Genomic DNA, 12,148 nt, shown 5'->3' with positions numbered 1-12,148 from the left:
ACACCGATTCGGAGCACACCCGTGAAAATGGACTGGGATGCCGGACACGGCCCCGTCACCGGCCCGATCAACTGCGGGCTCACCGCCCTCACCGGCGGCTGGGCCGGGAACGTCACCGGCATGCCCACGTCCTGGGCTGCCATCGCCGCCGGTGCAGGCTGGGCAGGCACCCACATCGCCGGACTCCGGAAAGGCGTCACCACAGCCACCCTCGCCATGCGCACCGCAGCGTGGCTCGGCGCCGGCGCCTGGTGCTCCTGGGCCATTGCCAACGGTCCCTGGACCCAGTGGGGGATAGGCACCCTCATCGCCGGGACCCTCGGCCTCGGGGGTGCCATGGCCGGTGCCCACCACGTCGAAGCCGAAGCCGCGGAGAAGAAGACCGCGGCCGAAGCCGAAGCCCGGCGGGCATCGCTGGACGGCAAGCGGGCGGCGACCGCCAAGGAGTGGGAGGAGCGCATCGCCCGCGTCTGCAACGGCACCGTCGTGCAGATCGTCGGCGTTGAGGACTGGGCCACCGGCTCCGGGTTCACCCTCGAAGGGGAGTTCGGGCCCGGAGGCGCCAAGTGGCGGGACATCGCCTCAGCCTCCGACGCCATGGCATCCGATGCCCGCCTGCCTGAAGGCTGCGGCATTGAGGTCGGGCCGGGTGTGCACCGCGGCGCTGTCCTCATCAACGTCGCCACCGCGAACGCCCTGATCGCCGACGCTCCTTACCCCGACGACTACACGCCGCTGTCCATCAACGAACCGGCCCCGATCGGCGTATACCGGGACGGAGAGCCAGCCGCACCGGTGATGCGGCAACGGTCCGCGCTGATCGTCGGCCGCCGCGGTTCCGGCAAAACCAACCTGATGAATGTGCAGCTCGCCAACCAGATGCGGATGACCGACAACCTGGCGTGGGTCATCGACCTCAACGGCGGCGGCCTGGCCCTTCCGTGGCTCCACGCCTGGGAAGCCCTTGGCCGGCCGGGACGGCCGCCCATCGACTGGGTCGCCGACACCCCGCAGAAGGCGCTGGCCATGGCGCAGGCCGCCCTGCGGATCGCCAAGGCCCGCAAGCCCGGCTACAAGACACGTGAGATCGCCGCCAACGACGACAAGCTGCCCGTCGACGCCACCGTGCCCGCACTGACCCTGAACAACGACGAGATCGCTGAACTGTTCTCGCCGCGCGCCCGCCGCGACCCCGTGCTCCGTGAAACCGGCGACACCCTCGTGCAGGTCATGGAGATCGCCCGCGCCGCAGCGGTGAACATCCTGAACGCCGCCCTGCGCGCCACCCAGGACGTGGTGTCCGAGCCGCAGCTCCTCAAGCAGTCCGCGCTGCGCATCGGTATGAAAAGCGACGAGGTGGAGATGAACTACCTCTTCGGGTGGAACGACAAGGCCAGCCCCGACGAAGCCCCCTATCCGGGCTGCGGGTTCATGAAGCTCGAAGACGACCCCGCCCGGCCGGTGAAGATCTACCGCCTCAAGCCCGACCAGATCAAGAACATCGTCGCCGGCGCAGCGAACCTGCGCCCTGTTCTTGACGACCTGTCCGTCCGCGCCGCAGGTAACGCTTACACCAACCGGTGGGACGGCACGGAGCACCTCTTCGGCAACGGCCCCGCGCCTGCGACAGCACCCGAGGCACCAACGGCCAGCCCCGCACGCGGTTCCGGCGTCACCGCCGACTGGGGCAAGCCCGACACGGCCCGCAACGACTCCGACGTCCAGGCCGTCCTCGACGACGCCGACGCGGCACGCCGCAAACTCCACGACGCCATGGGCGAAGCCAGTACCCGCGACCCCGACCTGGAGCGGGAGTTCCGCCGCATCCTCGACGGAGGCGGTGCCACCTGGCAGCCCCCCGCCGACACCACCACCCCCGACCCGCGGCGGCAGATGGTCTACGACATCGTCGCGGGCTCCGGCCCTGAAGGGATCGGCCCCGCCGCGATCATCGACGCGCTGACCCGCCTCCACCCCGGCACCGAAGCCCCGCACCCCGACGTCATCACCCGCTGGCTCGGCGCAGATCCGCGCATCCACAAGCCGCGGCACGGCCGGTACGCCGTCCGCCCCGACCAGACATGAGGCCCCCCGACATGCCCGCCGCCGACCAGCAGACGCCAACCGCCCCTGAGGCCGTGTCGCCGCCGTTGCAGCAACCGCTGCACCCGGCCCACCCCGAAGCACCCGCGCAGCCCGTCCTCGTCGCGAATCTCCTCGACGGCACACCGACGTGGATCTACCCGACCCAGTCTGCTGCTGCGCCCGCATCTCGGGTCGATCCGTGGGCGCAGCGCATCGTGGCCGCCGGTGCGGCCGCGCCGTTGTTCGGCTGGGGTGCTGCGATCGCGTTCGACGCGATGGCCGGTGCCACCACCGCGCTCGGCTATCTCGCCGCGTGCCTCGTCGCTACCGCGCTCCTCCGCGCTGGCAGCGGGGGCGGCGGCAAGGTCAACATTCGCATCGATAACCGCCGTTGACCTCGGCCCTCCGGCCCCCGCCCCATGCTGCGACGGGGGCCGTCCCATGCCCTGCTGAAGGAGCCCCCGTGTTCGCCACCGTTTTCGTCCTGCTGTTCGTTGCGCACATGGTTGCTGACTACGCCGTCCAGACTGATCACCAGGCGACCCACAAGGCCGACCGGACTGCGGAGGGTTGGCGGGCGAATCTGACGCATGCCGGTACGCACGTTGTCGCCTGCGCGCTGGCCTTGGCTGCCGGTGCTGCGCTCCTCGACGGGGTGCACCTGCCCGTGGCTCGGGCCGTCGCCGCCGTCGCCTGGGTGGGTGTCAGTCACGGCTTCATTGACCGCCGTTGGCCCATCGCCTGGTGGATGGACAACACCGGGTCCGCCGATTTCCGCACGCGAGGCGGCGCGCAGCATGTCGATCAGACCGCGCACCTGCTCTGCCTCGCCGTTGCGGCGCTCATTGTCGCTGCGTGAACGCCCAGCACGATGCCCCCGCCAGGAACCCGGCGGGGGCATCGTCGTGTGGGTGCGGCCGGTGGCCGGGTCGATTCCCGAGGGGAGGCCCGCGACCGGGGTCTCCGCTGTCGCAGCCCACCGGCCGCGAATGTCACGCTACGTCCGGCGGTTGCTGGCAGGGAACCCCCGTGCACGGTGTACGGGGGTTCGGCGGTCAGTGCTCCGGCTGGTCTGTTGCGGGTGTGGCTGGCCGGGCGCGGCCCATCCATCGGTCGCGTCCGATGACCTCGGACGGCGGCCCGGACGGTTCGAGGCCGAGCAGTTCGCACAACCGCGCCATTGCCTGCTCCGCCTCATCGCGCGTGTCACACATCACCGAGTACACGACAGCCATGGCAGGAGTGTGGCGTGCGGCGGTGGTCGGCGGCAGGCGAACAGCGGAACTCCGGTACGGGTTTACGGTGTCCGGTCGTTCTGCCTGCGGCGCTCCGCCAGCTCAATGCTGCGCACGCGTCGCAGCCAGGCAGTGAGACTCATCAGTGCCAGACCGCAGCTTCCGCACCATCCCCAGCCGTCCGTGAGGAGCGACGTCAGCCCGTTCGCGTATTCGATGTACACCGCGTCGGCCCCGACCGCAATCGCGGTGAGTGCTTGCGTGCGGGAGGGGGAGACGAGGACCCAGTCGACGGGTCTCCACGCGCCGCCCAGCCAGCCGCCGAGCCGGAGCCTGACCGCCGCACGCAGGAGCGATAACGCGGTGAGCCGCGCCTGCGCCGTGGACACTTCTGCGGATGCTTCCAGTGCGTCGTGCCAGGGCTCGCGCATGTCGGGGCGTCCGGCGATCCAGGCTAGGTCAGCGGCCTGCCCGGCGAGGCTGGCGGGGGAGAACAGCATCCGGTAGGCGGTCAGGGCGGCAGTGCCGACGACGAGGATGACTGCGACGGCAATGAGCAGTTGCCAGGGGAGGAGTACCGGTTGGCCGTCGGCGGAGCAGCCGGTGTAGCCCTCGGCGGGACTGGCGGGCACCATGCCGTGTGGGTTGCAGGTCATTGTTCGGCCGCGGGGCGGTATGCCTGCTGGCGGTTGCGGCGGGCTTGCAGGGCTGCGTGTGCTTGTGCCCGTCCGGTGCCGGTGAGTTGGTAGTACCGGCGGGCGGGGCGGCCGGGGTGGGGGCTGTTTTCGTCTCGGGTGGTGACCCAGCCGACGTTGAGGAGCCGGTCGAGGATGGGGTAGACGGTTCCGGGGCCGAGGTCGGCGTCGCGGCAGATTGAGAGGCCCCATGGGGGGGTGTCGGTGGTTGCGGCGAGGAGGGCGTCGATGACTGCGATGGTGGGTGTGGTGAGGCGGATTGGTGGGGGCATGGGCTTAGTACAGCATGTATCGAGAACGAGTGTCGGGTGTTTGGGGGTACCGGTGTTGTCCGGCGGTGGGCGCACAATGCTGGCATGACCGAGTACGACCCTGAGCCTGTTCTCAACAAGTACATCGAGCGCGTGCCTGCCGCCCATAAGGCTGTCCTCAACGACCCGCCGTTCAAGGTGCACATGGAGTGGCTGGACCGTGTCCTGCGGCTGTCGGTGCCCGCAATGCGGCGCGAGGGCCTGGACCCGCGCGCGTGCAACCGGGTGGTGAACACCATCGTGTACGGCGCGCCCGAGCCGGACGCGGCCATCGAGCGGATCGCCGACCAGCACGCCAAGCTGGAGACGCTGAAGCGGGCCCCCGCGCAAGTTAACGTCGGCAGTCGCGCATCGACGGACGGCACCATCAACGACCTGCCGCCGCTACCCGCGCGCCTGATGCGTCCCGAGGTCGGGCCCGCCGAATAACCCAACCGGCGTTGTCGGGCGGCAGGCGCACAATGACGGCATGACCCTCGGCGAACTGATCAGCGCCCTCGAAGCCGCAGACCCCAGCGTGGTGCTGCCGTTGGGCTTCTCCAGCCCGCACTCGTACCGCGGCGACTACATGGACTTGGCGTTCGAGCCCACCGCGAATGTGACGGTCGGTGCGATGCTCGCGGATGCCCGCTCAGCCCTCGGCGCCACGTACCAGGGCCACAAGGGCGGCGACTACGTCATGAACGGCTACACCGCCTGCTGGCTGGCCGAGGACGGAAGCGGCGACGGCGAGACGATCGGACCCATCCTGCTCACCCTCCTTCTCGCAGCCGGGCAGCTCAACGAACCAACACGGGAAGCGTTGGTTCGGTTTGAATCGGAGTGGGTCACTTTGCGGAAGGGGTCGGCATGAGCGAAGACCTGGCGACGTTCCTGCGGGCGCGGCTCGACGAGGACGAGGCACTCGCCACCGTCGCCCGCGATGCGAACACGGGCGTATTCGCATCGATTGGCGATGCAGACTGGCATCTGGTTCCCGGCGAAGGCATCTGGACCGACGACCACGGCATTCAGGTGGCGACAGGCGGCATCGGCCTGGGCGACAACGAAGGGGCCCACATCGCCCGCCACGACCCGGCGCGGGTGCTCCGCGAAGTCGAAGCCAAGCGGAATCTGGTGGACTCGGCTGCCGGAGCCCAGCACGACCGCGACTACTGGCGCGCCCAGCTCCCGTCCGATTCGGTGGACCTACTGAAGACGGTCGCCGCCATGGAAGCGCGCTGGTCCGCGTGGCACTACGTCCTCACGCAGCTAGCCGCCTCATATGTCGACCACCCGGACTACCAGCCAGAATTGATCGTCCCGTGGTAGGCCCGGGAACACCGTCACCCCGACTACCGCGAGGAGTGGCGGCCATGAGGGCCCCTGACCCGAATGACCCGTGGGTTCGTGCGATCCTGCGCGCCTACCGGTTGAAGCCGCGCCACATCGGCATCGGGCGCCTCGCCATCGACGGGCACGCCTACCACCGCAGGCAGCGCAACCGGATCAAGCGGAGACGGCGATGACAACCACGGCGTACTGGTGGGGAGCGGGATTCGGGTTCTGCGTGGGCGTCGGGTTCGTAGCGTCGCTGCTGTTCGTGGATCAGTGGCAAAGGAGACGGCGATGAGCGATGAGACCGCCTTGCGGGAGGCGTACACGGCCGCCGTGGAGGCGCACAAGACGCACCGGGCCCGGCTTCGGCTCGACCCGGACGGCATCCACCGCTGCCCCGAATGCGACCCCGTGCCGCCACCAGCCCAGTGCCCGTGCGGGCACCCGATCTGTGACGATTACCGGTGCATCGCAGGCTGGATCTACGGGCCCTGCGGCCACGACAACTGCGGCGGAGTCTGCGAGTCCCACGGCGAATGCAAGGGCGGCTGCCCCTGCCAGGAGGACGAATGAGCGACGCGGAAGAGGCGCACCGGCTGTTCGTGGCCGTGATGCTGGAGCGTCTAGAAGCACTCGGCTGGGAGATCGAGCACTCCTATGACGGGTACCCGAACGGCGACATCGAGGTGTTCTGGCCCGGTCCGAGGACGGGTCAGGCGATGCAGTTCTCCGGCTGGTGGATCAGCTGGCGTCCAGTGGAGGGCAAGCTCGCCTTCGGCGTCGGTGACGACACCATGGATCGGCGCTGGCGTCAACCACTCGACGCCGACACCACCGATCCCGTGGCCGTGGCGAACGCTGCCGACCGGGCCATGCACATGCTCTGGCATGAGGATGAACGCGACCTGCGCAGGGAGCTGTACGCCGAGAACCGGCGACTCGGACAGCTCAGAGAGCGAGTCCGAGAACTAGCCCACCGAATGCTGGTAACCCCCGGCCAACTCCGCGACGCGCTCAAGTCCACCGAGAAGGAGAAGCAGGCGTGAACCTCGACGCCTTCCGCGCAACTGGTGCGAGCTTGATGGTCGACCGTCTCGGTGCCGGGATCCGTGCTGCTCTGGAAGCTGGCGCGCGGTTGCAGCGCTACTTCCTGGCTGCGGAAGCGGTCGGTGTTCCCCGAGAAGTCGCCCTAGGGATCCTTCACGAGGCCCAGGGCGACCGCGCGGGCAGCACGCCAACGCCCGGCGACCTTGAGGCGGCCCGCGAACGGGTGCTTGCGCACGCCCTCAGTGGGTCCGTGCCGATGAGCGACAACCTGCGCGCCACCGTCGCACATCTTGCGGCCACCACGCAGTACAGCCAAGCCGACCTGACGGCCGCCGTGGAGACGCTGCGCGGACTGAACGACCCGTGGCCGGACGAACGCATCAACGACACGCTGCCCGCCGTCACCAGGATGGCGGCTGGCACCCCGTACCGCTCCGTCGATGTCGCCCACATGATTCGGCAGGTGACGACATGACCACCGATTCCCTGGTCTGGGTGCGGGCGGAGATGGACGCGGCGGAAGCCGTGGCGGTGGCGGCGCGCGAGGTCGACTACGCCGGATGCGGCATCTGGGAACCTCGCGGGCCATACCCGGCAGAGAGCGGCGAAGCCGACGGGGTGTCGCGTCCGCGAGGGAACCTCCGTGCGGAGATCGGGCGGGACGACATCTTCCTCGACGCCGAACTCCCGTGGGGGCTGATCCCCCACATGGCACGACACGACCCGGCCGCCGTCCTCCGCCGCATCGCCGCCGACCGGAAGATCATCCAACTGCACGACCAGCCCCACGAATGCTCCAGCACCGACTGGATCAGCCGTGAGCACGACCCGTGCTGCTGGATCCCCGAAGGCGAGACCTGCGACACCATCCGCCACCTCGCCGAGGGCTACGGCTGGACCGCAGGCTGACCGCTCAGGGGTTGTCCGGTACCGGGCGCATCATGTGACCAGTACCGTCACGTACCCCGGAGGCCCCTGTGTCCCTCGCCCCCGTCTCCTGTCCCGGCCGCTGTAACCACGCCTGGCGTCGCGCCGAGGAAGAGCGCACCACCCTCGGCACCCTGCACGAACTCTCCTCGCACTGGGGCCAGCCGCTCCACTGCGAGCACTGCACCACCCGCGCCCGCCAGCAACTCGCCGACCTCCCCGAACTGATCGCGGCAATCTGGCTGGAGGCCGTCCACGGCTCCCGCGGCCCCAAGGTCGGCACGATCGGCCGGTCCTCCGCCACCCACGCCTCCTGGCCCGGCCAGTCGTCGCGGCTGTTGACGGACCACATCGTCGGCGGGCTCCTGGAACTGGAGGATGACATCCGCGAACTGCGACACCTCCGTACCCGGCCCGGTCGCGGCACAGAAGGCGCCGGTGTCACCGAGGCCGTCCGCTTCCTGGGTGTGCACCTCGAATGGGCGCTCACCGAACACCCCGCCGCGACCGAGACCCACGACCGTGACTCCGCGAACCCGGCCTCGCAGATCGCCGGTTGGCACCGGGCCGCCGAACGGTTCACCGCCCGTGACCCGCGCCTGGAGCACCACCGGGTGCCGTGCCCGCGCTGCGAGATGCTGACCCTGTTCCGGGCTGATGGTGACGACTACATCGAGTGCCGCAATGCCGCCTGCGCGCTGCTGCTGACGCCTGCCGAGTACGCGGATCACGCCAGGTCACTGGCCGGTCAGGCACGAATTACGCAGGCAGCTTGACGAAAGTCAAGATCCGTGTCAGATTTTGACCGGATCACCATGCTTCCGAACGGCCCCGCGACCCGAAACGGCGCGGGGCCTTTTGTGTGCCTCCAGGAGGTGAGCATGGTCATCGACGGCAGCCTCACCTCCACCATCTGGACAACAGCCGAAGCCGCCGAGGCCGCCGGGGTCACCGCCGACGTGATCTACCAGTGGAAGCGGCGCGGCAAGATCAAGCCGATCAACCGCACCGGCTGGCCCCGCTACCGCGCCATGGACGTACTCGCCGCCGAGAAGGCGACCCGCGAACGCGCCCGGCGCACCTACGCAGCCGCCTGATGCTGCTCGACTGCGTCACCTGTGCGGACACCGGCCACGTCTGTGAGAACCATCCGGACCGGCCCTGGGGTCCGCTGTGCTGCGCCGAGGGTGCTATCGGTGCCCGCAAGTGCAGCCACGGGGCGTGCGGGTGCGGTGCTGGGGTTCCGTGTCCCGCCTGCTGCACGACCGATGGCCCCGACTCGATCACGGACGCGTTCATACCGCGCCAACACTGACTGCCCCGCCGGTTCGCCGTTGCTGGGGCTGCGGGCTGATGCCAGAAGGCGACGCCCGCCCCTCGCGGCCCGGAGACGGACCGGGCCGCGAGGCATCCACTCCCGCTGCCCGACAACCGGCCCACGGTCCGCCGGGCAGCGGGGAACTCGGTCGCGCTGGCGGCCACCAGGCACCTAGCCTGAGCGAAGCATCGTGGAGCAGTTCGGTAGCTCGCTGGGCTCATAACCCAGAGGTCGTCGGTTCAAATCCGACCGGTGCCACGAAGAGGAAGGTCGCGGGTTCGAAGCCCGCCCGGCCACACAACGGCAGCGCGCCGCCCGGCCGGTAGCTCAGCTTGGTAGAGCATCCTCGGGTGATCACTGGTGAGTCGCGGATCTTCGCCCCGCGCACCGGTGATCGCTTTGGCCCGTAGCTCAACTGGAAGAGCGCCCGTCTCCAACACGGGTGGTTGCAGGTTCGAGTCCTGCCGGACCAGCGGGGAACGCCGCTGGCAGACGAAGGCTGCCGTCCACTGCTGGCCAGTACCGGTTCGAATCCGGAACGGCGGCGCGTCCTCAACACTCAATCGCCTGCCGCTGATCCCGGCAGGTAGGAAGCCCCAGCGGTCCAGGCGCTGGGGCTTCCGCACACCTGGAGGAAGACTGTGGCCAAATTTCGCAAGAAGCCCGTCGTCATCGAAGCCGTCCGGTTCGTCGGGAACTTCGATGAGATCGAGAAGTTCGTAGGCGGCGACGCCGAGTTCCGAGACGGGAAGCTGGTCGTCGCCACCCTTGAAGGCGCAATGCGCGCCGAGCCCGGCGACTGGATCACCAAGGGCGTCGCCGGAGAGTTCCACCCCTGCAAGCCCGACATCTTCGCGGCGACCTATGAGGCGGTCAGCGGATGACGAAGAACGGCAGCAGCGCCCTGAAGCGCGCCGTCCGGGCTCGGATGGCGGAGACGGGCGAGAACTACACCACCGCTCTGCGCCGCATCCAGGAGCAGCGACAGCAGGCTGACGCCAAGCAGGAGTAGCCGTGTCGAACGTCGAGCATGTCCACCCGGTCAACGATCTGATCGCTCACGACACGTCCACTGACGACGCCGACTGCCCCTGCGGGCCGACGGTCCGGCCGGTTGAGCGCCCCGACGGCAGCATGGGATGGCTCATCGTCCATGCCTCACTCGACGGCCGCGAACTCCAGGAGCCACCGTGCGCGTGATCCTGCCGCCTGTCTGGTGCTTGTGCGGTCACGCCGAGGACGAGCACCGCGCCACCGGGGCATGCCGCGCCAGCGACGGCCAACGCCCCTGCGGATGCAGCGAGTTCGAACCCGACGAGGAGTAGCCGTGCGTCTCACCGTCGTATCCGGCGACAAGCAAGTCCACGTCCGCGTCAAAGGCAACGGGCGGAAGAAACTCCGGCAGGCCGAGGCCGCTGCCCGGCGGCTCCTCGACGCCACACCCGAACCGGTCGCCAAGCTGCCCATGGGTTTCAGTGCGGTGTCGGACACCGATACGGTTGAGGACTGAGGGAGGCGCTGCCGTGCCACTCCCGAACCGGGTGCAGTTCGCGTCGGCCTCCGGCTCGCTGTGGCGGCAGACGTTCACGATCACCGATGCGGCTGGCGTCGTCGACCTCACCGGCCTGGGCTGGGAGTTCGTGATCCGCCCGAACACCACCGACATCACCGTCCCGGCTCTCGTGAGCGTCACCACGACCCCGTCAGCGCAGGGCCAGATCGACGTGACCCCGCTTCAGGGCATCGTCACCGTCACCCTCACCCCGGCAGCCACCGCACTCCTCGGCCAGGGCAGCCGACCCCACGCCCTCTGGTCCAACCCCGGCCAGGACGACGCCCTGTGCTGGTGCGAGGGCCGCTTCAACACGCAGCTCGTCGCCACCGCGTAGAGGGGGTGCCGTGGACGTCACCCTGACCATTCCGGCCGCTGTCACCGTCAGCACCACCGGAGTCCAGGGGCCGCCCGGCAACGGGGTACGCCACGGCACCGGCCCGCCGGACGCGTCGCTCGGCAACGACGGCGACTACTACATCGACGGCGCCAACCCGTCGGCCCCCGTCTTCTACGGGCCCAAGACCAGCGGCGCATGGGGCGGGGGAGTACCGCTCGGCGGTGGCTCCGGAGCCTCCTACTACCTGCACACCCAGTCCAGCCCGGCAGCCACCTGGCAGGTGCACCACGGACTCGGGCGCACCCCCAACGTCGCCGTCATCAGCACCGGCGGCACGGTCGTCCACGCGGACATCGTCCACGCCTCGAACAATCTCGCCGTGATCACCTTCCCGACCGCCTACGCCGGAACGGCGATGTGCTCCTGAGAGGAGCCGACCATGGCCCTGCCTCTCCTCACTGGCGCAGACGTCAACAACCAGAAGATCGTCAATCTGGCCGACCCGTCCGCGGCCACGGACGCCGTCAACCTCCAGACCCTCAACGCGCGCCTCACCGGCCTCACGTGGAAACAGCCCGTCCGGGCCGCGACCACCACCACCGGCACGCTCGCCACGGCCTATGCCAACGGGCAGTCCATCGACGGCGTCAGCCTGGTCACCGGCGACCGCATCCTGATCAAGGACCAGACCAGCCAGCCCGACAACGGCATCTACGTCGTCAATGCCAGCGGTGCGCCCACCCGGGCGACCGACGCCGACAGCAGCGCCGAACTCGACTCCGCCGCCGTCCTGGTCACGTCCGGCACCGTCAACGCCGACAACGCCTACACGCAGACCACCAACGCCCCCACCGTCGGCACCACGGCCCTGGTCTGGGCGCAGTTCGGCGGCGCGAACCTCCCCACCGCAGGCAACGGCCTCAGCCGGTCCGGCAACACCCTGTCCGTCGTCGCAGCGGGCGGAGGCGGTATCACCGTCGCGGGCGGCGGTGTATCGGTGGACACGTCCATCGTCGCCCGGCACGCCGCCGCCAGCGTCGGCAACGGCTCTGCCACCTCGATCGCGGTCACCCACAACCTCGGTACCAAGGACGTCATCGTCGGCCTCCGCCGGGTATCCGACGACGCCATGGTCCTCACCGACTGGGTCGCCACCGACGTCAACACCATCACCCTCGCATTCGCGAGCGCCCCGAGCACCAACCAGTACCGCGTCACCGTGACCGGCTGAACCGTGGACGTCCTCAACGGTGCCAACGTCTACGGGCGACTCTGGGGACAGGACACCCCCCAGGTACCCCTCGGCTACAAAGCGTGGACG

The 12,148-nt window shown here is 69.4% G+C and carries 23 protein-coding genes and 2 tRNA genes; 22 read left to right on the top strand and 3 right to left on the bottom strand.

All coding sequences use genetic code 11. From position 1 onward, the window contains the following. Window positions 1–27 precede the first annotated feature (27 nt). The 3 genes from ABZX65_RS26795 to ABZX65_RS26785 all read left to right on the top strand — a co-directional run bounded on the left by ABZX65_RS26795 (window position 28) and on the right by ABZX65_RS26785 (window position 2,944). Window positions 28–2,085, top strand: a complete 2,058-nt coding sequence (locus ABZX65_RS26795; RefSeq protein ID WP_355345066.1) for a hypothetical protein — start codon at window positions 28–30, stop codon at window positions 2,083–2,085. 11 nt (window positions 2,086–2,096) lie between these two features. Further along, window positions 2,097–2,480: a hypothetical protein gene (locus tag ABZX65_RS26790; RefSeq protein WP_355345063.1), complete on the top strand. Its 384-nt coding sequence runs from the start codon at window positions 2,097–2,099 to the stop codon at window positions 2,478–2,480. A gap of 68 nt (window positions 2,481–2,548) precedes the next feature. Next, on the top strand, window positions 2,549–2,944 hold the full coding sequence (locus ABZX65_RS26785) for a DUF3307 domain-containing protein (protein ID WP_355345060.1): 396 nt from the start codon (window positions 2,549–2,551) through the stop codon (window positions 2,942–2,944). Between the two features lie 196 nt (window positions 2,945–3,140). Here the strand turns inward: ABZX65_RS26785 and ABZX65_RS26780 are convergent, their stop codons facing one another. The 3 genes from ABZX65_RS26780 to ABZX65_RS26770 all read right to left on the bottom strand — a co-directional run bounded on the left by ABZX65_RS26780 (window position 3,141) and on the right by ABZX65_RS26770 (window position 4,287). Beyond that, complete coding sequence (locus ABZX65_RS26780; protein WP_355345057.1) at window positions 3,141–3,320, bottom strand: hypothetical protein; 180 nt, start codon at window positions 3,318–3,320, stop codon at window positions 3,141–3,143. 62 nt (window positions 3,321–3,382) lie between these two features. Next, window positions 3,383–3,955: a hypothetical protein gene (locus tag ABZX65_RS26775; protein ID WP_355345054.1), complete on the bottom strand. Its 573-nt coding sequence runs from the start codon at window positions 3,953–3,955 to the stop codon at window positions 3,383–3,385. A 17-nt stretch (window positions 3,956–3,972) separates the two neighbouring features. Then, window positions 3,973–4,287, bottom strand: a complete 315-nt coding sequence (locus tag ABZX65_RS26770; RefSeq protein ID WP_355345051.1) for a PadR family transcriptional regulator — start codon at window positions 4,285–4,287, stop codon at window positions 3,973–3,975. An 84-nt stretch (window positions 4,288–4,371) separates the two neighbouring features. On the opposite strand from ABZX65_RS26770, the gene ABZX65_RS26765 reads away from it, so the two are divergent. From ABZX65_RS26765 to ABZX65_RS26675, 19 genes are all read left to right on the top strand, one after another. Then, complete coding sequence (locus ABZX65_RS26765; RefSeq protein ID WP_355345048.1) at window positions 4,372–4,755, top strand: hypothetical protein; 384 nt, start codon at window positions 4,372–4,374, stop codon at window positions 4,753–4,755. A 40-nt stretch (window positions 4,756–4,795) separates the two neighbouring features. Then, window positions 4,796–5,179: a hypothetical protein gene (locus ABZX65_RS26760; RefSeq protein WP_355345045.1), complete on the top strand. Its 384-nt coding sequence runs from the start codon at window positions 4,796–4,798 to the stop codon at window positions 5,177–5,179. Then, window positions 5,176–5,637: a DUF6221 family protein gene (locus ABZX65_RS26755; RefSeq protein ID WP_355345042.1), complete on the top strand. Its 462-nt coding sequence runs from the start codon at window positions 5,176–5,178 to the stop codon at window positions 5,635–5,637. Before ABZX65_RS26760 ends, ABZX65_RS26755 begins: the two co-directional genes overlap by 4 nt. A 44-nt stretch (window positions 5,638–5,681) precedes the next feature. Then, window positions 5,682–5,834, top strand: a complete 153-nt coding sequence (locus tag ABZX65_RS26750) for a hypothetical protein (RefSeq protein ID WP_355345039.1) — start codon at window positions 5,682–5,684, stop codon at window positions 5,832–5,834. A gap of 100 nt (window positions 5,835–5,934) precedes the next feature. Then, window positions 5,935–6,216, top strand: coding sequence for a hypothetical protein (locus ABZX65_RS26745; RefSeq protein ID WP_355345036.1), 282 nt, complete (start codon window positions 5,935–5,937; stop codon window positions 6,214–6,216). Next, entirely contained in the window at window positions 6,213–6,689 is a 477-nt protein-coding gene (locus tag ABZX65_RS26740; RefSeq protein WP_355345033.1) for a hypothetical protein, read from the top strand. Before ABZX65_RS26745 ends, ABZX65_RS26740 begins: the two co-directional genes overlap by 4 nt. Beyond that, complete coding sequence (locus ABZX65_RS26735; RefSeq protein ID WP_355345031.1) at window positions 6,686–7,165, top strand: hypothetical protein; 480 nt, start codon at window positions 6,686–6,688, stop codon at window positions 7,163–7,165. The genes ABZX65_RS26740 and ABZX65_RS26735 overlap by 4 nt, the downstream gene beginning before the upstream one ends. Further along, the gene (locus ABZX65_RS26730) at window positions 7,162–7,599 is read left to right on the top strand and encodes a DUF6221 family protein (RefSeq protein WP_355345028.1); all 438 of its coding nucleotides are present in this window, start codon (window positions 7,162–7,164) and stop codon (window positions 7,597–7,599) included. Before ABZX65_RS26735 ends, ABZX65_RS26730 begins: the two co-directional genes overlap by 4 nt. 68 nt (window positions 7,600–7,667) lie before the next feature. After that, a complete protein-coding gene (locus ABZX65_RS26725) occupies window positions 7,668–8,393 on the top strand; it encodes a hypothetical protein (protein ID WP_355345025.1) in 726 nt (241 codons plus the stop codon). Between the two features lie 15 nt (window positions 8,394–8,408). Continuing rightward, entirely contained in the window at window positions 8,409–8,714 is a 306-nt protein-coding gene (locus tag ABZX65_RS26720; protein WP_355345022.1) for a MerR family transcriptional regulator, read from the top strand. Window positions 8,715–9,119: 405 nt separating this feature from the next. After that, a tRNA-Met gene (locus tag ABZX65_RS26715) sits at window positions 9,120–9,193 on the top strand. Window positions 9,194–9,335: 142 nt separating this feature from the next. Then, window positions 9,336–9,408: transfer RNA gene (locus tag ABZX65_RS26710), tRNA-Trp, on the top strand. Between the two features lie 168 nt (window positions 9,409–9,576). After that, complete coding sequence (locus ABZX65_RS26705; RefSeq protein WP_355345019.1) at window positions 9,577–9,819, top strand: hypothetical protein; 243 nt, start codon at window positions 9,577–9,579, stop codon at window positions 9,817–9,819. After that, window positions 9,816–9,947, top strand: coding sequence for a hypothetical protein (locus ABZX65_RS26700; RefSeq protein ID WP_355345016.1), 132 nt, complete (start codon window positions 9,816–9,818; stop codon window positions 9,945–9,947). Before ABZX65_RS26705 ends, ABZX65_RS26700 begins: the two co-directional genes overlap by 4 nt. A gap of 2 nt (window positions 9,948–9,949) precedes the next feature. Beyond that, window positions 9,950–10,135: a hypothetical protein gene (locus ABZX65_RS26695; protein ID WP_355345013.1), complete on the top strand. Its 186-nt coding sequence runs from the start codon at window positions 9,950–9,952 to the stop codon at window positions 10,133–10,135. Between the two features lie 127 nt (window positions 10,136–10,262). After that, entirely contained in the window at window positions 10,263–10,445 is a 183-nt protein-coding gene (locus ABZX65_RS26690; protein ID WP_355345010.1) for a hypothetical protein, read from the top strand. A 13-nt stretch (window positions 10,446–10,458) separates the two neighbouring features. After that, window positions 10,459–10,824, top strand: coding sequence for a hypothetical protein (locus ABZX65_RS26685; protein ID WP_355345007.1), 366 nt, complete (start codon window positions 10,459–10,461; stop codon window positions 10,822–10,824). 10 nt (window positions 10,825–10,834) lie between these two features. Next, entirely contained in the window at window positions 10,835–11,254 is a 420-nt protein-coding gene (locus ABZX65_RS26680; RefSeq protein WP_355345004.1) for a hypothetical protein, read from the top strand. 12 nt (window positions 11,255–11,266) lie between these two features. After that, a complete protein-coding gene (locus ABZX65_RS26675) occupies window positions 11,267–12,058 on the top strand; it encodes a hypothetical protein (protein ID WP_355345001.1) in 792 nt (263 codons plus the stop codon). Window positions 12,059–12,148: the final 90 nt, after the last annotated feature.

Source organism: Streptomyces sp. NPDC003300 (assembly GCF_040610915.1).
GTDB lineage: Bacteria > Actinomycetota > Actinomycetes > Streptomycetales > Streptomycetaceae > Actinacidiphila.
The sequence above is the reverse complement of the archived record's forward strand: the minus strand, read 5'-3'. Positions and strand labels throughout refer to the sequence as shown.

Excerpts from the sequence above, each read along its gene's own strand:
- ABZX65_RS26730 (WP_355345028.1), top strand. The coding sequence starts at position 7,162 with ATGACCACCGATTCCCTGGTCTGGGTGCGGGCGGAGATGGACGCGGCG.
- ABZX65_RS26765 (WP_355345048.1), top strand. The coding sequence starts at position 4,372 with ATGACCGAGTACGACCCTGAGCCTGTTCTCAACAAGTACATCGAGCGC.
- ABZX65_RS26795 (WP_355345066.1), top strand. The coding sequence starts at position 28 with ATGGACTGGGATGCCGGACACGGCCCCGTCACCGGCCCGATCAACTGC.
- ABZX65_RS26755 (WP_355345042.1), top strand. The coding sequence starts at position 5,176 with ATGAGCGAAGACCTGGCGACGTTCCTGCGGGCGCGGCTCGACGAGGAC.
- ABZX65_RS26740 (WP_355345033.1), top strand. The coding sequence starts at position 6,213 with ATGAGCGACGCGGAAGAGGCGCACCGGCTGTTCGTGGCCGTGATGCTG.
- ABZX65_RS26675 (WP_355345001.1), top strand. The coding sequence starts at position 11,267 with ATGGCCCTGCCTCTCCTCACTGGCGCAGACGTCAACAACCAGAAGATC.
- ABZX65_RS26760 (WP_355345045.1), top strand. The coding sequence starts at position 4,796 with ATGACCCTCGGCGAACTGATCAGCGCCCTCGAAGCCGCAGACCCCAGC.
- ABZX65_RS26745 (WP_355345036.1), top strand. The coding sequence starts at position 5,935 with ATGAGCGATGAGACCGCCTTGCGGGAGGCGTACACGGCCGCCGTGGAG.
- ABZX65_RS26780 (WP_355345057.1), bottom strand. The coding sequence starts at position 3,320 with ATGGCTGTCGTGTACTCGGTGATGTGTGACACGCGCGATGAGGCGGAG.
- ABZX65_RS26790 (WP_355345063.1), top strand. The coding sequence starts at position 2,097 with ATGCCCGCCGCCGACCAGCAGACGCCAACCGCCCCTGAGGCCGTGTCG.
- ABZX65_RS26700 (WP_355345016.1), top strand. The coding sequence starts at position 9,816 with ATGACGAAGAACGGCAGCAGCGCCCTGAAGCGCGCCGTCCGGGCTCGG.
- ABZX65_RS26770 (WP_355345051.1), bottom strand. The coding sequence starts at position 4,287 with ATGCCCCCACCAATCCGCCTCACCACACCCACCATCGCAGTCATCGAC.
- ABZX65_RS26775 (WP_355345054.1), bottom strand. The coding sequence starts at position 3,955 with ATGGTGCCCGCCAGTCCCGCCGAGGGCTACACCGGCTGCTCCGCCGAC.
- ABZX65_RS26750 (WP_355345039.1), top strand. The coding sequence starts at position 5,682 with ATGAGGGCCCCTGACCCGAATGACCCGTGGGTTCGTGCGATCCTGCGC.